This window comes from Yeosuana sp., from assembly GCF_057126245.1.
In genome coordinates, this window is sequence record NZ_DBNGMQ010000063.1 from 66040 (window position 1) to 87347 (window position 21308).

The 21308-nt window shown below is 33.0% G+C and carries 15 protein-coding genes and 2 tRNA genes; 3 read left to right on the forward strand and 14 right to left on the reverse strand.

Features of this window, described 5'->3' with window-relative positions:
- Nucleotides 1-48: 48 nt before the first annotated feature.
- From AC15TD_RS07730 to porU, 5 genes are all read right to left on the reverse strand, one after another.
- A complete protein-coding gene (locus AC15TD_RS07730; protein WP_484451562.1) occupies nucleotides 49-1662 on the reverse strand; it encodes a pyruvate dehydrogenase complex dihydrolipoamide acetyltransferase in 1614 nt (537 codons plus the stop codon).
- A gap of 3 nt (nucleotides 1663-1665) precedes the next feature.
- On the reverse strand, nucleotides 1666-2664 hold the full coding sequence (gene pdhA, locus AC15TD_RS07735; protein ID WP_484451563.1) for a pyruvate dehydrogenase (acetyl-transferring) E1 component subunit alpha: 999 nt from the start codon (nucleotides 2662-2664) through the stop codon (nucleotides 1666-1668).
- 210 nt (nucleotides 2665-2874) lie between these two features.
- On the reverse strand, nucleotides 2875-3357 hold the full coding sequence (cdd, locus tag AC15TD_RS07740; RefSeq protein WP_484451564.1) for a cytidine deaminase: 483 nt from the start codon (nucleotides 3355-3357) through the stop codon (nucleotides 2875-2877).
- A gap of 103 nt (nucleotides 3358-3460) precedes the next feature.
- Nucleotides 3461-4696: a type IX secretion system outer membrane channel protein PorV gene (gene porV / locus AC15TD_RS07745; RefSeq protein ID WP_484451565.1), complete on the reverse strand. Its 1236-nt coding sequence runs from the start codon at nucleotides 4694-4696 to the stop codon at nucleotides 3461-3463.
- A 34-nt stretch (nucleotides 4697-4730) separates the two neighbouring features.
- Nucleotides 4731-8612 carry a type IX secretion system sortase PorU gene (porU, locus tag AC15TD_RS07750; RefSeq protein WP_484451566.1) on the reverse strand — a complete coding sequence of 1294 codons (3882 nt, stop codon included), beginning with the start codon at nucleotides 8610-8612 and terminating at the stop codon, nucleotides 4731-4733.
- Nucleotides 8613-8873: 261 nt separating this feature from the next.
- Here porU and gldJ point away from each other — a divergent pair, with 261 nt between their 5' ends.
- Both gldJ and AC15TD_RS07760 read left to right on the forward strand, forming a co-directional pair.
- Complete coding sequence (gene gldJ, locus AC15TD_RS07755) at nucleotides 8874-10562, forward strand: gliding motility lipoprotein GldJ (RefSeq protein ID WP_484451567.1); 1689 nt, start codon at nucleotides 8874-8876, stop codon at nucleotides 10560-10562.
- A 70-nt stretch (nucleotides 10563-10632) separates the two neighbouring features.
- Complete coding sequence (locus AC15TD_RS07760; protein WP_484451568.1) at nucleotides 10633-11910, forward strand: UDP-N-acetylmuramoyl-tripeptide--D-alanyl-D-alanine ligase; 1278 nt, start codon at nucleotides 10633-10635, stop codon at nucleotides 11908-11910.
- A 259-nt stretch (nucleotides 11911-12169) separates the two neighbouring features.
- On the opposite strand, the gene AC15TD_RS07765 is transcribed toward AC15TD_RS07760, so the two are convergent.
- The 9 genes from AC15TD_RS07765 to AC15TD_RS07805 form a co-directional block, all read right to left on the reverse strand.
- Nucleotides 12170-12943, reverse strand: coding sequence for a LuxR C-terminal-related transcriptional regulator (locus tag AC15TD_RS07765; RefSeq protein WP_484451569.1), 774 nt, complete (start codon nucleotides 12941-12943; stop codon nucleotides 12170-12172).
- A gap of 236 nt (nucleotides 12944-13179) precedes the next feature.
- Nucleotides 13180-13254 (reverse strand) — tRNA-Val (locus AC15TD_RS07770).
- A gap of 533 nt (nucleotides 13255-13787) precedes the next feature.
- Nucleotides 13788-13865: transfer RNA gene (locus AC15TD_RS07775), tRNA-Val, on the reverse strand.
- 62 nt (nucleotides 13866-13927) lie between these two features.
- On the reverse strand, nucleotides 13928-15145 hold the full coding sequence (locus AC15TD_RS07780; protein ID WP_484451570.1) for a bifunctional folylpolyglutamate synthase/dihydrofolate synthase: 1218 nt from the start codon (nucleotides 15143-15145) through the stop codon (nucleotides 13928-13930).
- Nucleotide 15146: 1 nt separating this feature from the next.
- Entirely contained in the window at nucleotides 15147-15995 is an 849-nt protein-coding gene (locus tag AC15TD_RS07785; protein ID WP_484451571.1) for an energy transducer TonB, read from the reverse strand.
- Nucleotides 15996-16020: 25 nt separating this feature from the next.
- Nucleotides 16021-16416 carry an ExbD/TolR family protein gene (locus tag AC15TD_RS07790; RefSeq protein ID WP_484451572.1) on the reverse strand — a complete coding sequence of 132 codons (396 nt, stop codon included), beginning with the start codon at nucleotides 16414-16416 and terminating at the stop codon, nucleotides 16021-16023.
- Between the two features lies 1 nt (nucleotide 16417).
- Nucleotides 16418-17119 carry a MotA/TolQ/ExbB proton channel family protein gene (locus AC15TD_RS07795; RefSeq protein ID WP_484451573.1) on the reverse strand — a complete coding sequence of 234 codons (702 nt, stop codon included), beginning with the start codon at nucleotides 17117-17119 and terminating at the stop codon, nucleotides 16418-16420.
- Nucleotides 17120-17172: 53 nt separating this feature from the next.
- Entirely contained in the window at nucleotides 17173-18570 is a 1398-nt protein-coding gene (gene nhaD / locus AC15TD_RS07800) for a sodium:proton antiporter NhaD (RefSeq protein WP_484451574.1), read from the reverse strand.
- Nucleotides 18571-18579: 9 nt separating this feature from the next.
- Complete coding sequence (locus AC15TD_RS07805) at nucleotides 18580-19806, reverse strand: Glu/Leu/Phe/Val dehydrogenase dimerization domain-containing protein (protein WP_484451575.1); 1227 nt, start codon at nucleotides 19804-19806, stop codon at nucleotides 18580-18582.
- 333 nt (nucleotides 19807-20139) lie between these two features.
- On the opposite strand from AC15TD_RS07805, the gene AC15TD_RS07810 reads away from it, so the two are divergent.
- The gene (locus tag AC15TD_RS07810) at nucleotides 20140-21282 is read left to right on the forward strand and encodes an acyl-CoA dehydrogenase (RefSeq protein ID WP_484451576.1); all 1143 of its coding nucleotides are present in this window, start codon (nucleotides 20140-20142) and stop codon (nucleotides 21280-21282) included.
- Nucleotides 21283-21308 lie beyond the last annotated feature (26 nt).

Here is a 21308-nt window from a genome sequence, read left to right on the forward strand (position 1 = left end):
ATAAAGCAGGCTATTTTTATTGTATTATAAAATAATATTCAATAAATATTAGACCAACATAGTGACCGGATTTTCAATAAACCCCTTTAATGTTTGAAGGAATTGAGCACCTGTTGCTCCATCAACTGTTCTGTGATCGCAAGCCAAAGATAATTTCATAGTATTACCAACTACTATTTGACCATTTTTAACCACTGGTTTTTGAATAATATTACCAACAGATAAAATAGCTGAATTAGGTTGATTAATTATAGACGTAAAACTTTCAATACCAAACATACCTAAATTGGATACTGTAAAAGTACTCCCTTCCATTTCTGCAGGTGTTAACTTTTTATTTCTTGCTCTGCCTGCAAAATCTTTAACCGCTTCTCCAATTTGAGGTAAACTTTGTTCATTGGCAAATTTAACTACTGGTACCACTAAACCGTCTTCTACAGCAACTGCGACTCCAATATGTACATGATTATTTAAACGCATCTTATCAGCAAACCATTGCGAATTAACTTGTGGATGCTGTTTTAATGCCAACGCACAAGCCTTTACAACGATATCATTATATGATATTTTAGTATCTGGAATGGAATTAAATTGTTCACGGAATGCAATCGCATTGTCCATATCAAACTCTACATTTAAATAATAATGAGGCGCTGTAAATTTAGATTCTGCAAGACGTTTAGCTATCACTTTACGCATTTGAGAGTTTGGCTTCTCATCAAAATCTTCTTGACCTGAAGGTACAAACTTACCAACCGCAGCAGCTGATGATACAGTCGCAGGTGTGAAATTTTCTATATCACGTTTTACGATTCTTCCGTTTTCACCAGAACCTGTTATTTCTGATAAATTAACACCTTTTTCTTCTGCCATTTTCTTAGCTAATGGCGATACAAAAAGTCTTCCGTTAGAAGACGCTGACGGAGCTGCACTTGGGGATACAGCTTTATCTTCTTGCTTAGAAGGAGCAACGTCTTTAGGTTCTTCTTTTGCCTTGACTGGTTCTTCTGAATTTGTTGAACCAGAATCTACACTAAAATTAGATGCAATACCTGAAACATCTGTTCCTGCTGGACCAATAATAGCCAAAAGTGAATCAATCTTAGCAGATTCGCCTTCATTAATTCCTATATAAAGTAGCGTACCCGATTGAAAAGATTCAAATTCCATCGTGGCTTTATCTGTTTCAATCTCGGCTAAAATATCACCTTCACTTACCTCATCACCAACTTTTTTCAACCAAGTAGCAACCGTTCCTTCCTCCATCGTATCACTTAAACGAGGCATAGTAACAACAGTAACACCTTCTGGAATATCATCTTTAGTTGAAACTTCAGTAGTAGCTTTTTCTTCTTTAACTGGTTCTTTTTCTTCTTCTTTTGGTGATTCAGACTTTGAATTTAAAAGACTGGAAATATCTTCTCCATCGTCTCCTATAATTGCTAAAAGTTCATCAACTTTTGTTGTTTCACCTTCTTGAACACCTATATGAAGTAAGGTCCCTTCATGAAACGACTCAAACTCCATTGTCGCTTTATCCGTTTCAATTTCAGCTAAAATATCGCCTTCACTTATTTTGTCTCCAACTTTCTTCAACCACGTCGCCACAGTACCTTCTTCCATGGTGTCGCTCAAACGAGGCATATTTATAATTTCTGCCATAGCTTATAATTTATGTTGTATAAATGGATAATCTTCTTGCTCATACACCACGTCATACATAACATTTTTATCTGGATATGGCGATTCATCAGCAAATTTTTCACATTCTGATACTAAATCTTTTACACGCTTATCAATCACTTTTAAATCGTCTTCAGTTGCGTATTTATTATCTAATATTAATTTTTTAACCTGAGTAATAGGATCAATTTTTTTGTATTCTTCAACCTCATCTTTAGTTCTGTAATGCTGCGCATCACTCATTGAATGCCCTCTGTAACGATATGTTTTTAATTCTAAGAATGTTGGACCCCCACCCTTTCTGGCCCTCTGAATTGCCTCGTCAAATGCTTCAGCAACTTTTACAGGATTCATACCATCAACGGGACCGCAGGGCATTTCATACCCTTTTCCCAGTTTCCAAACATCAGTATGGTTTGCAGTTCTGGCAACAGATGTCCCCATAGCGTACCCATTATTTTCACAAACAAAAACTACGGGAAGATTCCATAGCATAGCTAAATTGAATGTTTCATGTAAAGATCCTTGGCGCGCTGCACCATCTCCAAAACAACATATAGTAACGGCATTCCTATCATGATACTTATCTCCAAATGCCATTCCAGCACCTAAAGGGATTTGACCTCCAACAATACCGTGGCCTCCATAAAAGCCATGTTCTTTAGAAAATATATGCATCGAACCACCTAAACCTTGAGATGTTCCAGTCGCTTTTCCATATAATTCTGCCATAACACGTCTAGGGTCAACACCCATACCTATTGGCTGAACGTGATTTCTGTAGGCCGTAATCATTTTATCTTTTGTTAAATCCATAGCATGCAAAGCGCCTGCTAGTATGGCTTCTTGACCATTATATAAATGGAGAAAACCTCTTACTTTTTGTTGGATATAAACTGCTGCCAACTTATCTTCAAATTTTCTCCAGAACAGCATATCTTCATACCATTTTAGGTATGTTTTTTTAGTGATTTTTTGCATCGACTATTATTGGTTTTACTTATGAGAAGTACAAAAGTAATACTTTGTATGCTATTGAAAAAACCTAACTTAATTAAAGTCAAAAAAATATTAAAAAACGAGCTCTAAAGATGCAATATTGCGTATTTTATAAATTTTCTCAATAATTAGTTTTATATCAAAAAAATTACTTTGTTTTATCAACTAAATTTTATGGAATACATTAAGGTATTAAAGTACAGTTTTATCGAAAATAAGTGGTAATAAATTAGCTAAAGAATTAGATTTTGCAATTTTACCTTCTTCACCCATAAAATATATTTCAATAGGTATATCTTGTTTCACTTCGTACTCAGCAATAGCTTGCCTGCAAGCCCCGCATGGAGGAATAGGTGATGTTGTTTTATTTTTTTTAGACGCAGCAGTTATAGCCATTCTAATAATTTTAGCATTAGGATATTGTGACCCAGCATAGTATATAGCAGTACGTTCTGCACATAACCCTGACGGGTAAGAGGCGTTTTCCTGATTATTACCGGTTATAACTTCATTGTTATCTAATAATAAGGCTGCGCCAACACTAAAATTAGAATAGGGCGCATAGGCATTCTTCCTTGCTTCAATAGCGTTATTCATCAACAACAAGACTTCTTTAGGTAATTCTTCTAAAGTATCAAAAATATAAATTGTTGATTCAATTTTTAATTCTTTCATTTGGCGAGTTCTTTTCAATAAAGTTAAGAAACAATTTTAGACAAAAAAACTATTGCTCTTATGAAAGAACAATAGTTTATCTTATTTGATTTATTGTTTTAGATTAATATTCTTGATATTCGCCAGCACCAATATTGAAAGTTAAAGAAAAGCGTAAGGTATTTTCTAATGGGCTTTGAACTTTAGATGCTGAAAACAAATATGATAAATCAATATTAACGACATTATATTTAAAACCGGCTCCTAATGCTAAAAACTTTCTGGCTCCTTTTTCTTCACTTTCATTAAAATAACCTGCTCTAAAAGCAAAAGAATCTTGGTACACGTATTCTGCTCCTAAAGACCATGTAAATTCTTTCAATTCTTCACTAAAACCGCCTGGAGCATCTCCAAACGATTGAAAAACACCTGATAAAAAGTCAACATTTGGGTCTTGACCTTTGTAAATAACATTTTCAGCTACAGAACTTCCTAAAGTATCACCTTCATCATAAACACCGTTACCATTCTCATCTGTATAATTAAACTCTGTACCATACATTGGAGGTGTTGGCACCAATAATTTCGCTACTTCAGCAGTTACGGATACTTTGTTATATTGATCAAAAATAAAATCAAAACCTGCACCCAATCTTAAATTTGTTGGTTGAAAATTATCAAGTCCTCCATCATCGTATTTAAATTTTGGGCCCAAATTTTGAATAGCAAAGCCCATTCTCCAACGTCCATTAAAATCAGAATAAGCTTCTTCCTCACTCTGATAGTATCCAGAAATATCAACTCCAAAGGTATTTGCTGGCGAAACATCCCCATCAACACCTTGAATTCTTAAATCTGAACGCAAATACCGCATTGCTACAGCCATTGAAAATTGGTCTGATAATCGCAAAGCATAAGATGCATCAAGAGAAAGTTCACTTGGTTTTTGTATTCTAGGTGTATCTGTTTCATTATTAACAAATTCTATTTCACCTAAAGAGAAATACCTTAAACTTAAGGCAAAGGCACTTCTTTCATCTAATCGATTAAAATAAGTAAGGTTTCCTAAAAAAATATCATTTACTAATTTACTTAGGTAAGGCGTATAACTAACAGCTATTCCGGACTTGGTTTCAGAAAATGCATATTTTGAAGAATTCCATTGTTGAGAATAAGCGTCTACAGAAGTTGCAACTCCCATATCTCCCAAACCTGCTGCTCGTGCATCAGAAGCTATTAACAAAAATGGAATGCCTGTAGTAATTACGCGACTGTCATTTTCATTCGGAATTATTGTAGTTTGTGCATTTACTTTAACTATTAGTAATACTAAAGCTATGGTTATGATAAATCTTTTCATTTAAAATATTTAATTTAACAAATATAATTTTTTATTATAGTATAACAAGTTTTTCAAGTTTTTCAACGGTCTTATTTAAAAGCGGTGATCTTACTTTTAATTTATATATATAGACGCCTTTGCCTATTTTATCTCCAAAATCATCTCTTCCATCCCAAACAATGTCTCTAGACAGCGAACTGGTTGCATAAATCCCTCCTGTGGTTTGCCCATTTAAGGTTCTTACCAACTTTCCTGAGACAGTGAATATTTGTATAGAAACGTCTAAAGGGTCTGAACTATTGTGATTAAACCAAAATTCTGTATAATTAACAAATGGATTTGGGTAATTAAGCACATTATTTACAACCAATTCTTGATCTTTATCAAAAACAATAAATTGAATTTCCGCAGTTGATGAATTATTATAAACGTCCCACGCTTTAATTGTTAAGGTATGAAGTCCTGGTGCTAGATCTCTAAAAGGATAACTTACAACTCCCTTTTGATAATCATCTAATTCTGTTTGATAATAATCGTTTAAAATAAAAGGATTTGTTTCATCACCATCAAGAATGGCGACTATATCATGCCCAATGCCGCTAGCTGTATTAATACCATTTAGGTCTTCCAGCTTAACTAATAATGTTGGCGACTCATTAGTGATACCTCCAGAAACAAAATTTTCGTCATTCATATAAAGTAATATCAACGGTCCTACCTCGTCAGTTGGAGCATTTTCATTAACGCTACCTATTTTTACTGTATTGATACTAGCTCCTGTTTGATCTTCTAAAACCGTTTCATTTTCTGCATAAAAACTTACTTTTCCAAATCCAACTGGAACTCCAATATCTTTAGGTACTACAAAATCAAACTCAAATTGTCCATTTGAAACGGTTGCCTTACCTCTAAATATAATTTCTCCCAAAGTGGTAAAGTCTAGTTTAACAAGCTCTCCGTTTAACCTAATTCCATCATTAGCAAGTGTTTGCCTGTTTATTTCTTTATCATAAATGGTTGTAGATAATGCCCCATTATAATTGTTCATAACATTACCCGTTATATCCGTTACTTCGCCTGCTAATTTAACATAGCTTAAAGCTTTTAAAGTGTCTGTTGACTGACCAATAGGAATATCGTTTATTTTAGTGAGCCTAATATTTGGTTTTGGAAACGCAAGCTTCATGGCTGGATCACCAATAAAGAACACCAATCGCTTTTGGCCAATCCCAGAAACATTGGGATCAATTTTTGTAAGTCTTAATGCTTCTGCCATTGAAGGGTATTCATAATATTCATAAGAATCATTATTACTGTAAGAATATAGATATTGCCCCAAAACATCATTTAATGTAACTCCAGTAGTTACAAAAATTTGTCTTGTAGTAGTTATTAACCCTATTGCTCCAGCATCTTTACTCCAATACGTAAACTCACCTGCAGTTTCTCTAAAAGGGTTGTCAAATCTTGTAAATTCACAGGTAACAGTAACAAAACAGTTAAGTTTAAAATAATTTCTTAAACCTAAAATATCTGATTTTACTAAAATACTCTCTGATGCTAACTGTTCTACACCACCATGACCAAAATAATTAATTACTAATGCACCATTATCAATGGCATTTAATAGAGCCTCATTTGCCTGTGGATAGCTGTTTCCTCCGGCGGATGATTCCTGTTTAAATGCATCTGAATGTATTTTATTAACATTAACAAAAGCTTTAGATTGGGTAATAAGATTCCCAACATTATCGGTAGTTCCTTGTAAAATACCTTCCCAATCTTGATCAACATCATCAGAAACCACTACTACATTATTTCTCCAACTTCCAAAAGATTCTCTTTTATAATACGATTCAATTTTATCTACAAGTTCTTTTGCTCGTTGTGGGGTATCTGCTAGAATTCTTCCAACCGCAATATCTAATTTATCACTAGTCTGCATGTTTCCTTCATTTGAATCCATCATACCATAAAAATCATCTGAAACGTAAGAACTTGTTAAACTAAAACTATTATAAGCATGCCAAGAGGGTATTATATTTGTGTTATTGGTAATTCTATCCTTATAATCATAAGAACTGTCTCCAAACAAACAAAGGTATTTAATCTTCTTTTCAGGAGCACTTGCATTATCATAAACGTATTTAATCAAATTTCTTATAGCGCCAATATCTTGATTCCCCGTACTAAACTCATTATATATATTGTCTAGTGCTACTACCTTTACATTTAAATTATATTGATTCCTATTAATTTCTGCCAATCGCTCTGCTTCACTCATCATATTATTTGGAGCAACGATAATGTAATCGATATCTTGAAACTGTCCTTGATTATCTAAAAAAATAGTTCCTTTAATATCCTGATTACTTACTGAGGTGTTACTATCTCTTTTAGGTTCAAAATAATCTTTTTGAGTAACGGCCACATATTCTTTTAAAGTCCCAAGTGTTGATGTAAAACTTAAATTTGACAGACTTTCTGAATTTATAAAATTAGCTACATTAAAAATATCAGTAACATCCCAAACTTCTGCTATCTCTGAAGCATTTGTAATAGTATATTCTCCAATTCCGGAAGTTAATGCGGTCTCATTATTCTTAAATTGGAACTGATTTCCTAAAAAATTTAAAGTTCTAGTTGCCTCAATTGATATATAATCTAAATAAGCCAAAGCACTCGGGTTTCCTAAATTATTATAATTAAGATCTACAGAAATCGTTGAAGAACTTACATTAACATTACCAGTATATGAAGCTTCGCTGGCTACTGATGGTGATGAAGCTCCCGATAATGAAAATGTAGCAACAGAGTTCCCATTTACTAAAAGCTGCATCGACGTTTGTGAAGATGAAACACCCGCGACAAAGGTTCTTAATCTAATTGGTTCTGATGTTACCAAGCCGGGAAATTCAAATGTAAATGTCTTATTATTTTCAACACCAAATCTGTCTCCAAACCAACGCCTGCCAAAAGCGGCTATATTATATTCATCAACCTCATGAAATTGATAATCTTGAAAGGTATTAATGGCTAAATCAATGGTTCCGACTGGCTGAGCAAAAGGTTGAATGCGTTTACCAGCACTAGGACTTATATTAATGAAATAATAGGTTTTATCTGTATAACAATTAATATTCGTATTACTTTCTACTTGATATCCTTTTGGTCCTACCCCATAAAACAACACATAATCTTCATTATTAAAAACACCATCTTCCTCTCCAACAACCTTAATGGCATTCTCTTGAATATCTAAAGGATATGAAACACTATTTGAATATGGAATCATATCACCTCCATTTCCAAAAAGTTTTAAATTCCTTGGGTCAACACTATTAACATTCACTCCCAATTCCCGTAAAAAACTTCTCGTGATTTTAAAAACACCAGTGGTATCGACATAAAATTTGTACCATTCTCCAGAATTTAATGCGGAATTATCAGTTACTTTAAAAGCTTTACCTATTTTATTTAAAGTTGTCTTATTACTTCTTATGGCGGTATATGTAATAGTGAAAGAAGTGATTTTTTTAAAACTCCCATTACCATCTTTAATAATAGGACTTATATAGAAAAAGGCAAATTGCTCGTTTCTGGCCTTTGAATTTTTCAACTCATAAACCACCTCATTAGGTATCTTACTAGCATCCAAATCTTTTAAATCTGGTTTAGATATCGATGAATATGTTACATTATTTAGCACAATATTTGTTTCATCAATATTAATTGACGATTTCCATTGGGAGACAAAACGTAATCCCGTTTCAAAACCAAAGCTAAAATTTTCACTATTAAAAGACGGAACCTTTATTGAAACCGATTCACTTGATAAGGTTTTAAAACCATTCCAATCAATAGTAAAACTCTTTTGCTGAGAAAAGATTAAATACGACGTAAAAAAAATAAATAGTAATAGTTTCTTTTTCATTGTTTGATAAACGAGATTTATTCCCTGTTATTATCATAGAAATAACAATTTTAATAAACACTTCAAAAATACAATAATATTTTACTAAAATCTACGTTGTTATAAGACAAAATAGAGGCAGAAAACAGCAAAATCATCGTTGTAATGTCAAAAAAATAGGGTGAAATACACATTTTTTTCGTTAAAATGTGAAAAATCGCTTGCAGTATTGGGTTTAATTCTTATATTGCAGCACCAAAATTGATTAGCTTACTTAAATAAATGGATATGAAAAAAGCATTAGCATTCAAGACTTTAATAGTTTTGACGTTATTTTTAGCTATGGTTGGATGTAAAAAATCTACCAGTAATAAGAATAGTTCCAGGGCAACTGGATGGCAAATAAATAACCGTGAAGGTGGTTTTCAGTATAACACTGATTTCAAAGAACAAGAAACTGCACCTGGTTTAGTATTTGTTGAAGGTGGTACCTTTACCAAAGGTCGTATTCAAGACGACGTAATGCATGATTGGAATAATACCCCAAACCAACAGCATGTTCAGTCATTCTATATGGATGAAACTGAAGTTACTAATGTCATGTATTTAGAATTTCTAGATTGGATTAAAAGGGTTTACCCGCCAACTGAAGAAAATTTTAGAGCCATTTATCATGGTGCATTACCGGACACGCTTGTTTGGAGAAATAGATTAGGTTACAATGAAGTAATGACTGAAAATTACCTACGTCATCCGGGTTATGCCGAATACCCTGTTGTAGGTGTTAGCTGGATTCAGGCTGTTGAGTTTGCCAATTGGAGAACAGACAGAGTTAATGAAGCCAATTTAACGCAAGCTGGTTACATTAAACGAGATGCGATGATTACAGATGTAAATGCTGAATCTAACTTTAATACGGACACTTACATTAATGCGCCAACATTAACTTATGGCGGAAATGAAGAAATCATCAATGAAGAAGGTGGTAGAAATAGAAATGTTATGGTAGATGCTGATGGTAATGAAACAAACCTATATGCAACCAGAGAAACTGGGATAATTTCTCCAAAATACAGACTACCAACAGAAACAGAATGGGAATACGCCGCTTTAGGTTTATCAGAAATTCGTAGCTATAACTTATACCGTGGTCGTAAAAAATACCCATGGGATGGACAGTACACACGATCTGATTCACGTAAAAGCAAAGGCGACCAAAAAGCTAACTTCAAACAAGGAAAAGGTGACTATGGTGGAATCGCAGGTTGGTCTGATGATGGCGCTGACATCACAAACGAAGTAAAGTCTTATGAGCCTAATGATTATGGCTTATATGATATGGCAGGAAATGTTGCTGAATGGGTTGCTGATGTTTACAGACCTATCGTTGATGATGAGTTTAATGATTTCAACTATTATCGCGGAAATGTTTATACTAAAAACGCTTTAAATGAAGATGGTACAGTAAAAGTTGTGACTCCAGAAGACATTGTATATGATACATTATCAAACGGAAAAATTATAGCTAGAAACTTACCTGGTGAAATTTTACAAGTTCCTGTTGATGAAAATGAGACTTACTTAAGAACCAATTTTGATAAAAGTAATGAAATAAACTTTAGAGATGGTGATAGACGCTCATCTAGAAAGTATGATCAAAACTTTGATGATGAAAGTGGTGATGAGGAATCTCTAACTGGAGAAATGTATAACTCACCTAAACATTCTGTAACTAGGGATGAAGATGGTAACTTAGTTAGAGAATACGACAAGAGTAATAACAGAACGTCTCTTATTAACGATAAAGTTAGAGTTTACAAGGGTGGTTCTTGGAAAGATAGAGAATACTGGTTAGATCCAGCTCAAAGGCGCTATTTCCCACAGGATATGGCCACCGACTATATTGGGTTTAGATGTGCGATGTCGAGAGTAGGTTCAAAATCTAAAGACAAAAATAAAACGAAGAATTAATTCTTCTAAAATATAAATTAAAAAAAGTCTTAACATTCAATTGTTAAGACTTTTTTTTTACTTTTAATTCATGGATATAAGTCAACTTCACACCCTATTTCTAGAATGTAATTTAGTAAGTACGGATACGAGAAATATACATAAGAACGACATGTTTTTTGCTCTTAAAGGCGATAATTTTAATGGGAATACGTATGCAAACTCAGCCCTAAATAATGGTGCAAAATACGCTGTTATTGATGAGGCTGAATACAACACGTCATCACAGACTATTTTAGTAGATAATGTTTTGGAAACACTTCAAAAGTTAGGGTCTTTTCATAGAGATTATTTAAAAATACCAATAATAGCGCTTACAGGAAGCAATGGAAAAACTACAACTAAAGAACTTATAAACGTTGTTCTATCTAAAAAATATAAAACCACAGCTACCAAAGGAAACTTAAACAACCATATTGGTGTGCCTTTAACTCTTTTGTCTATGAATAAGGAGACTGAAATAGGCATTGTTGAAATGGGCGCTAATCATCAAAAAGAAATTGAATTTTTATGTAACCTTGCTCAACCTGATTACGGATTAATAACCAATTATGGTAAAGCACATTTAGAAGGTTTTGGAGGTGTAGAAGGCATTATTAAAGGGAAAAGTGAAATGTATGATTATTTAATTTCAAATAATAAAACCATTTTTGTTAATGCAAATGACCCCATTCAAGTTGATAAAACTCAAATAGCTAAAAGAATCTCTTTTGGCGATTCAAATAAAGATGTCAATATCAAATTTGTTGATGCCCAACCATTCGTAAAGTGCTTATATAACGGTTTAGAAATACATAGTCAACTAATTGGTGATTATAATTTTACCAATATAGCGATAGCGATAACTATTGGCCACTATTTTAAAGTTGAAAAAAGTGATATAAAGACAGCAATAGAATGTTATGCCCCATCCAATAATCGTTCACAAATCATACTAAAAGACTCTAACAAGATAATATTAGATGCTTACAATGCCAACCCAACTAGCATGCGAGCTGCTTTATTAAATTTTGAAAAACAATCAGGAGATAAAATCGCTATTCTTGGAGATATGTTTGAACTTGGAGAAGATGCACCAAAAGAACATCAATATATAGCAGACTTAGCATCAACTATGCCTTTTAATCATATTATTCTTATTGGAGAAAACTTCTTTAAAACAAAGATTGTTTCTCCTAAAGTTTCATTATTCAAATCTTTTCAGGAATTTAAAACTGACTTTAACTTTTCACAGCTTACAAACATAACTTTTCTAATTAAAGGATCTCGTGGCATGGCTTTAGAGCGAACTTTAGATTTTTTTAAGTAAGTTATTCTTAAAACCTTTTTATAAGATTATTTAAACAGTCTCCTAATTTGTTGTTTAAATTCCTAATAATTTACTTTAAAAATTTGAAATAATTTAATCCAAAAAAAAAAGCGCCTAAAAGGAATAAACCTTATAGACACTCTTCAAATTTCAAATTCTCCCTAAGAATTGATTAATAGCATGGCAAACATATTTATAAAAAGTATATTAGGCAATACTCAATTTGAGTATTTTTTAAGATTATTAATAACTTTAATGACTAAAATATAAAGTAATCCTTAGTTTTAATCATTCCTATAAGCTCTCCCGTTGAGGAAACATTAAGTTTCTTTAAAATATTTCGTCTGTGCGTATCTACAGTATTTGAACTAATATTTAACTTTTCTGCTATCTGTTTACTAGAGTTATTTAATACTAACAGTCGAACAACATCTCGTTCTCTGTTACTAATACTGGCAGAAAATAATTTTTGAGAATAATTATTAAAGAACTTGGTTTCGTACTCATTATGTTCATTTAATAATTTAGCTGTTGCAGAAACTTGTAACTTAATTTTTGAATCTAAAACAGTATAATGTGCTAATCCTATGATTGGCTTATCATTTTTATCAAATTCTAAAGGTGTTGTATTCTGAATAACATTTACATAAACATCATGAACATTTTTAATTCTATAATTCCAGGTGTAGCTCATTCTAGATCGTTCTTCTACCGAAATATTTGACAAGGTAAAGGCCATAAGTTCATTCAGTGCCTGGAGCCAAGGTTCAATATCATCAGGATGCATTCTACTCCAAAAATAATTCATGCCTTTACTTTTCATTACGTCATAATCTAAGCCTAAACAGGAAAACATGTTTTTACTTATATATTCAAAAGACAAGTTTTGAGTATTAGTAATACAGAAAAAGGTAGAACTATAAGGTAAGTAGGCATCTAACTCAATAATCTTATTAATGTGCTTTTCGAGAGAAGCATTAAAATAAGATTGAAATATTTCTTTGTAGGATGTTTTTATATTTTCTAAAATCATAGCGTTAATATTAAAATTTCAAATATAAAAAAAAATCTGTATGTCATACAGATTTTCCGAATGATGTGGGTCGTACTGGATTACTAAAGTGATTCAGAGAAAACCACTCATGCACATACATTCCAATACGCTTTTTGCGCTCCAGGTCTTTTTGTTTCCTACAAACCCGCCAATCTCCGACTTGGGTTTTCCCAAAGCAAAAATCCCAATGACAGGCATTGGGATTGTCTTTGATGTGGGTCATACTGGATTCGAACCAGTGACTTCTACCCTGTCAAGGTAACACTCTGAACCAACTGAGTTAATGACCCTAAATGACATCAAAATTAATTAAAAAACTCTTACAAAATAAAAAACATCAAAGTAATTAACCCTATGGATATAAGAGTAATGAGAATTAATTGATTAGTAAGCTTATAGCTATCTTTTCTGTTCATCTAAAATTTTTTATGCCATAAAACATCAAATCTGTTTTTTATCTGATAAACGAGAATTCATAAGTTTGAAATTCAACCATATTAAAAATTTAGTATCTTTAACTTGACATTTTATTTTACAATTAAATTTTTAGTATTAACCAAACAAATTATCAAATTATGGATTTTAAAAAATCGATTCTGAATCTTGTTTTATGCTTAGTGTTATCACCAATCGTTATTTACATTGTTTTGGGGATAGCAAAATTGGCCGGCTCTACTTATGAGATGTCTAATGGTGAAACATTTATTATTTGGCTACTGATGGCCATTGTTATTAGATTATCTATTACACAGAAGGCTTGATGAGCTTATTATGACAGAATGAAAAATAAAAAAATCCTACTAATTCTAGTAGGATTTTTATTTGGTGGGCAATGAGGGATTCGAACCCCCGACCCCCTCGGTGTAAACGAGGTGCTCTGAACCAACTGAGCTAATTGCCCCAATAATTGGAATGCAAATATAAAGTAGTTTTTAATACTGCAAAAACTTTTTATGTAAAAAATTAAATTATTTCAGCAACTACAAAAGTACTGCCTCCAACAAATATAAAATCATTGGTTGTTGCTTTACTTAAAGCCTCTTTATAGGCCTCATTTACTGAAGGATAAGCATTCCCATAAAATCCTTCTTTGTTCATATATGCCTTCAAAATAAAGGCATCTAAACCTCGAGGTATATGAGGTTTACAAAAATAATAAGTCGCATTTTTAGGTAATAATTGAACAATCGTCCCTAACTCTTTATCATTTACGACTCCAAAAACTATATGTAAAGCATCAAAATTCTCATTTGAGATCTGTTTCATAACATAGGCCAGCCCCTCCTTGTTATGACCCGTATCGCAAAAAACCTTAGGATTTGATTGTAATTGTTGCCATCTACCTAACAAACCAGTGTTTTTTACAACATTTAATAATCCGCTTTCAATATGCTCCTTTGTTACCCTATAACCTTTTAATTGAAGTTCTTTAATTGTTTGAACCGTTGTTGCTATGTTTTTTAATTGATAATACCCTTTTAAATCACTTTGAAACGTTTCTTTATTTTTCTGATCTGCAAAAACAATTTTAGCTTTTTTTTCTGTTGCTGTTTTATTAAAAATATTAGTGGTCTCCTTTTGAGTCTCCCCTATCACCACAGGTATCCCAGGTTTTATTATACCCGCTTTTTCAAAAGCAATTAATTCTAAAGTATCTCCCAAAAACTGCATATGATCTAAGCCTATATTAGTAATTACTGATACTTCTGGGGTGATAATATTGGTTGAATCAAGTCTTCCTCCAAGTCCGACTTCAATAACAGCTATATCTACTTTGTTTTCAGAAAAATATTGGAATGCCATTCCTACAGTCATCTCAAAAAAGGATAAAGAATGCTGTTCAAAAAAGGACTTATTTCTTTTTATAAAATCAATAACAAACTGTTTACTAACAACATTTCCATTAATTTTAATTCGCTCTCTAAAATCCTTCAAATGCGGCGAGGTATACAAGCCTACTTTATAACCAGCTTCTTGTAATATAGATGCCAACATATGGCTAGTTGAGCCCTTTCCATTGGTTCCTGCAACATGTATTGATTTAAAATTATTTTCTGGGTTTTCTAAATGCTTAGCTAGTTTTAGGGTATTAGATAAATCTTCCTTAAAAGCTGTTTTACCCTGGTTTTGGTACATTGGTAGTTGAGAAAACATCCAATTTAAGGTATCCTGATATGTCATTCTATTGCCCTAAAGTGAAGTTTACTTTAACAAAACCTATTTGTTTTGAAGGCGCATTAGGGTCTGGTCTCCATTTATGAGATAAGGCGATTTTCTTTGCAGGTTCTAATAAACAAGCCGCTGTATTGGTTGTTCCTTTAAAACCAGGAACAGCTTCAACAACATTTCCGCTATTGTTGACAATAATTTTTACTATCACCAGACCAGATTCATTACAATCTTGTTTTAAAGTTTGATATGTCGCCTTACCTCTTCCATTTAAACCATATCCAACACCTCCACTACCGGTACCAGGATCTCCAAAATAACTTGGTGCGTATGGATCTCCATTTAGCTGCCCCTTATCACCAGTTTTATTATCGTTACCTTCACTTCCTGTGGTGCTGCCTTCAGACTTACTAACACCGCCAATTAAGGCGTCTAATTTTCGTTTTTTATCTTCTTGCTCTTGTTTTTCTTTGGCGATTCGGTCGGCCTCTGCTTTAGCTTTTGCATCCGCAATTGCTTTCGCATTTGCTTCAGCCTGTTTTTGCTTTTTTATAGCAATGGCTTCTTCATTTTCCTGTGTTAAAACTTCTTCTTTTGCTTCAGCGGCTTTTGGAGGTTCCGTTTTAGAAACTTCAGGTTGATAAGGTTCATTAATTTCTTTTGGTTCAGATTTAACCGGTTTTAAGGGTTGAACTGTTCCCTTACCAAAGTCCGTATTACCAAAATTAACGGCGACACCATATTCTATTGGCGGATCCATATATTGCGCCCCTACTACAAATAATAACAAAATTAAAATAACCGTAATTAAAGTTGTTAATTTGGCAGAATTCCTTTCATGTTTGGTTTCAAAATATTTCATCAGAAATCAGTAACCCATTTTTTAATTAATCATTTGGCTTAACTGCCAATATCACTTTAAACTTATTTCTGTTGGCAATATCCATAACTTTAACCACATTTTCAACGGGCACTGATCTCTCGGCACGCAAAACCACAGTCGGCTTTTCTTCAGATGAAAGAGCAGCAATTAATTCGGATTCTAAAACACTTTCACCAACACGCTTTTGGTCAATATAATAAGTCAAATCTTTCTTTATACTTACAGCAACAGATTTCTTGTTTTCGGTTTTCCCGCTCGCCTTGGGTAATAATATATCTATAGCACTGGTAGAAACCAAAGTAGATGCGATCATAAAAAATATAAGTAGCAAAAACACAATATCTGTCATAGAAGACATATTGAATTCTGGAGATACTTTATTTCTTCCTCTAATATTCATATTATGATGGCTCGTTTAAATGATCTAAAAACTCAAGCGAATTTGCTTCCATTTGATACACGACTTTATCAGTTTTTACTACCAAATGATTATATGCCATAAAAGCAACAATTCCCACAATTAATCCAGCAACTGTTGTGGTCATTGCTGTATAAAGACCACTAGCCAGAACATCCATTTGAATAGTTCCTCCAGCATTTGCAAGTTCAAATATTGCTAATATCATTCCAATTACGGTACCTAGAAATCCTATCATAGGACCAGCCCCCGAAATAGTGGCTAACATACTTACATTTTTTTCCAGCCCATAAATCTCCAATCTTCCTGCATTTTCTAAAACTGTATTAATATCTGCCAGTGGCTTTCCTATTCTAGTAATACCTTTGCCTATTAATCTAGATACAGGTGAATTTACCTGAGCACACAATATTTGAGCTGCATCAATTTTACCATGACTCACATGATCTTTAATTTGATTCATAAAATTTGCATCTGCTTTTGAGGCCGCTTTTATAGCAAACAAACGTTCAAAATAAATATAAGTAGCTAATACAAGCATTAAAAATAAAATAGCTATTATAAATTGTCCTGCGATTCCTCCACTACCAATTAATTCAATAATTGATAGTGTTTTTTCAACAGATTCACCTTCTTGAAGTATGTCTACTCCTTCTTGTGCATTTTGTATGAGTGTGTTTATCATATGGTGTATTTTTTTAACCGATTATATAACGGCCAAATTCTTATTAAAGTATATTAAAATAATGTTCTAGTAAACATAAATGCAGCAGCACCTACAAGGAACCCAATTAAAGCTAGCCACGAAATCTTTCTTAAATACCAGAAAAAATCAATTTTCTCCATTCCCATTGCAACAACTCCTGCTGCAGAACCAATAATTAACATACTACCTCCCGTACCAGCTGAATAGGCTATAAAGTGCCAAAGCTCATCATCCATTGGTTCATGAAACATTCCTAAACTAGCCGCTACTAAAGGCACATTATCTATAACAGCAGAACCCACTCCCAATAAAAGGACTACAAGATCTGAAACCCCTTCACCCGCATGAATCTCGGTACCTAACATTGGCATAGTTTCTTGTAATGATTCGGCAAAACCAAATAAAATCCCTAAAGATTCTAATGCCGCTACTGCCATTAAGATTCCTAAAAAGAATAAAATACTAGGTAATTCTATTTTTGATAACGAATGATGAACAGGACTGTGTAAGGCATGAGCATCACTTTCTTCTGCATCAAAGTGTGACATACTAAATTTAGAATTACTATATATTTCTGCAAAAACGGCTACAAATCCTAAAGATAGCATCATACCAACATATGGTGGTAAATGAGTAATCATTTTAAAAACAGGCACAAAAACAATAGCCCCTAAACCTAAATATAACATCGTGCCACTAAACTTCGATTTCTTTTTTTCTTCGACATTCTCATCAACTTCCAAATCACCTTTAAACGCTGGTAAAAAAGAAGCAATAAAAGATGGCACCGCCATACATAAGAATGATGGAAGCAATAAATATCCCATTAAATGACCAGTTGAAACTTTTTTACCAATCCAAAGCATAGTAGTCGTTACATCTCCTATTGGAGACCAAGCACCACCAGCATTGGCAGCTATTATAATTAAACCAGCATACCACAGACGTACATTTCTGTCTTTTACAATTTTTTGAAGAATCGAAATAAGAACAATAGTTGCTGTTAGGTTATCAATAATGGCAGATAAAATGAATGCCAAAATAGAAAAAATCCATAGAATCTTCGTTTTCTTTTTAGTTTTCACAAAATCTTTTATGGTTGAAAAGCCATCAAAATAATCGATGATTTCAACAATAGTCATGGCCCCTAATAAAAATACTAAAATTTCGGAAGTTTTCCCTAAATGATGCAAAAGCGTTTCTTCCATTAAATGCATTTTTTCATCTGAAGTAAAGGCTCCAAATCCTTCTAATAAAGTATGTTTCGAAGAATCAAACCATTGAGAAAAACCATCAAGACCTAATGCTATTAATGCCCAACAAATAGCCATCATTACAAGGGCTGGGATAAGTTTATCTATCTTTATACTATGCTCTATGGTTATGGCTAAATAACCCATTACAAATACCAAAATAATTGCTGCTTCCATAAATTTTAATTAAATAAGTTGATCTAATGCGATTTCAAATGCGGTCTCGCTAATTCCCGTTTTACTATGTTTTTTATTATATACATTTTCTATTGCTTCCTTTATTATGTTTGATGTATCGTTAAAAATAGCTTCATCTGTCATTAAAACTTTTCGCTCCATAAAATAGGCAAAAACTCTTGCCATGCCACAGTTAGAAATAAAATCAGGTATCAAACTAACTCTATTATCTGTACGTTCCATTATGGGTCCAAAGAAAATTTCTTTATCTGCAAATGGCACATTTGCACCGCATGATATCACCTCTAAACCGTTATCAATAAGTTCATCTATCTGATTAATAGTTACTAATCTCGATGCAGCACATGGCGCAAAAATCTCTGCGTTAAGCGACCATATTTTTTTATTGATTTCTTCAAATGATATTAAATTATCACTAACTAATGTATTTCCTGTTTTTGCTAAAAATAAACTTCTAATATCTTCAAATGTAAATCCGTCTTCATTTATAAGCCCTCCAACAGCATCTATAATCCCAACTATTTTAGCGCCCATTTGTGATAAGTAAAATGCGGCTGCCGCACCTACATTACCAAACCCTTGAATTATAGCCTTTTTACCTTTAATGTTGCCACCATAAATATTGTAATACTGCTTAACTGCTTCTGCAACTCCAAAACCAGTAATCATATCTGCCACTGTATATTTTCTTGAAACACTAGGTGAATAAAACGGATTCTCAATAACTTTTATAACACCTTGACGTAATTGACCAATTCTGTTAATTTTATCTGCCTCAGTAGGTCTAAAAAACCCATTAAATACTCCTTCCTGAGGATGCCAAACTCCACTTTCTTCTGTAATAGGAATTACTTCATGAATTTCATCAACATTTAAATCACCACCAGTACCATAATAACTTTTAAGCAACGGAGATACTACCTTATACCAACGTTCCAACACTTCTTTCTTTCTTGGGTCATTAGGATCAAAATTAATTCCAGATTTAGCACCTCCAATCGGGGGTCCAGAAACAGTAAATTTAATTTCCATCGTTTTTGCCAAAGACAAAACTTCATTCATATCCAGACCTTTTCTCATCCTTGTACCTCCACCAGCAGCACCTCCTCTAAGTGAGTTGATAACTACCCATCCTTCCGCTTCAGTTTTAGAATCTTTCCAATTAAAGACAATTTCCGGTTCTTTGTTTTCAAACTTCTTTAATAATTCTTTCATTTATATTAGTCTATGATTCATTTTTAGATTGCTTTTAAATTCTTTTAATAATATCTAGGCGTAGCTAAAGCTGAGTCATAATAAAAATGTTAAATCATTAAGTAACAAATATAAAAAACTAAAACCCTTTAAGATTAATTTTTTGTTATTTTTAAATAAGAAATATATTTAAGATTGTTAACCGTTTATTGTATGGTTTTCGCTTTGTAAGCAAATATTATCTTGTTTAAATTTTTATCATATTCAGAAAAAACAACAATCATTATTAAAAATATACTATTAAAAACCTATATTTGTTTGTAATTTTTATCAAATCAACAGTTAATTTATATTATGGATTTTAATCTTACAGAAGAACATATCATGATACGCGAGGCTGCTCGCGATTTTGCACAACATGAATTACTTCCAGGTGTTATAGAAAGAGACGAAAATCAACATTTTCCAGATGAGTTAATTAAGAAAATGGGGGCACTAGGTTTTATGGGAATCATGGTAGACCCAAAATATGGTGGAAGCGGTATGGATGCCATCTCGTACGTAATCATCATGGAAGAATTATCTAAGATTGATGCTTCTGCATCTGTTATTGTATCTGTAAATAATTCTTTAGTTTGTTATGGTATTGAAGCCTATGGAACCGAGGCTCAAAAAGAAAAATATTTATCAAAATTAGCTTCAGGTGAATTTATTGGAGCTTTTTGTTTAAGTGAGCCAGAAGCTGGTAGTGATGCTACTTCGCAGAGGACAACAGCGATAGACAAAGGCGACTATTATTTACTAAATGGAACTAAAAATTGGATTACAAATGGCGGACGTTCAGATGTATATTTAGTCATTGCACAAACAGATAGAGACAAAGGTTCTCACGGTATCAATGCTTTTATTGTTGAAAAAGGCATGGAAGGTTTCCATATTGGACCCAAAGAGAACAAGTTAGGCATTAGAGGTAGTGATACACATACGTTACAATTTAATGATGTTAAGGTACCCAAAGAAAACCGAATTGGTGATGATGGCTTTGGATTCAGATTTGCTATGAAAACCTTGTCTGGCGGACGTATTGGTATTGCCGCTCAAGCTTTGGGAATTGCTCAAGGTGCTTATGAATTGGCTAGAAAATACTCTAAAGAGCGAAAAGCATTTGGAACTGAAATTTCAAATCATCAGGCTATTGCTTTTAAATTAGCCGATATGTATACAGATATTACTGCAGCACGCCATTTGGTAATGCAAGCAGCTTGGGATAAAGATCAAGGAAAAAATTATGATGTATCAAGTGCCGTAGCAAAATTATACGCTTCTAAAGTAGCTATGGAGCATACGGTAGAAGCTGTTCAAATACATGGCGGCAATGGTTTTGTAAAAGATTATCATGTAGAACGATTGATGCGAGATGCTAAAATAACTCAGATTTATGAAGGCACTTCTGAAATTCAGAAAATTGTAATCTCGAGAAGTATTTTAAGAGATTAAAATTCTATTTTTTGATTTTGAAAGAA

Bases quoted from the DNA above. Each gene is read 5' to 3' on its own strand.
- AC15TD_RS07730 (WP_484451562.1), bottom strand. From the start codon at position 1,662: ATGGCAGAAATTATAAATATGCCTCGTTTGAGCGACACCATGGAAGAA.
- pdhA (WP_484451563.1), bottom strand. From the start codon at position 2,664: ATGCAAAAAATCACTAAAAAAACATACCTAAAATGGTATGAAGATATG.
- cdd (WP_484451564.1), bottom strand. From the start codon at position 3,357: ATGAAAGAATTAAAAATTGAATCAACAATTTATATTTTTGATACTTTA.
- porV (WP_484451565.1), bottom strand. From the start codon at position 4,696: ATGAAAAGATTTATCATAACCATAGCTTTAGTATTACTAATAGTTAAA.
- porU (WP_484451566.1), bottom strand. From the start codon at position 8,612: ATGAAAAAGAAACTATTACTATTTATTTTTTTTACGTCGTATTTAATC.
- gldJ (WP_484451567.1), top strand. From the start codon at position 8,874: ATGGATATGAAAAAAGCATTAGCATTCAAGACTTTAATAGTTTTGACG.
- AC15TD_RS07760 (WP_484451568.1), top strand. From the start codon at position 10,633: ATGGATATAAGTCAACTTCACACCCTATTTCTAGAATGTAATTTAGTA.
- AC15TD_RS07765 (WP_484451569.1), bottom strand. From the start codon at position 12,943: ATGATTTTAGAAAATATAAAAACATCCTACAAAGAAATATTTCAATCT.
- AC15TD_RS07780 (WP_484451570.1), bottom strand. From the start codon at position 15,145: ATGACATATCAGGATACCTTAAATTGGATGTTTTCTCAACTACCAATG.
- AC15TD_RS07785 (WP_484451571.1), bottom strand. From the start codon at position 15,995: ATGAAATATTTTGAAACCAAACATGAAAGGAATTCTGCCAAATTAACA.
- AC15TD_RS07790 (WP_484451572.1), bottom strand. From the start codon at position 16,416: ATGAATATTAGAGGAAGAAATAAAGTATCTCCAGAATTCAATATGTCT.
- AC15TD_RS07795 (WP_484451573.1), bottom strand. From the start codon at position 17,119: ATGATAAACACACTCATACAAAATGCACAAGAAGGAGTAGACATACTT.
- nhaD (WP_484451574.1), bottom strand. From the start codon at position 18,570: ATGGAAGCAGCAATTATTTTGGTATTTGTAATGGGTTATTTAGCCATA.
- AC15TD_RS07805 (WP_484451575.1), bottom strand. From the start codon at position 19,806: ATGAAAGAATTATTAAAGAAGTTTGAAAACAAAGAACCGGAAATTGTC.
- AC15TD_RS07810 (WP_484451576.1), top strand. From the start codon at position 20,140: ATGGATTTTAATCTTACAGAAGAACATATCATGATACGCGAGGCTGCT.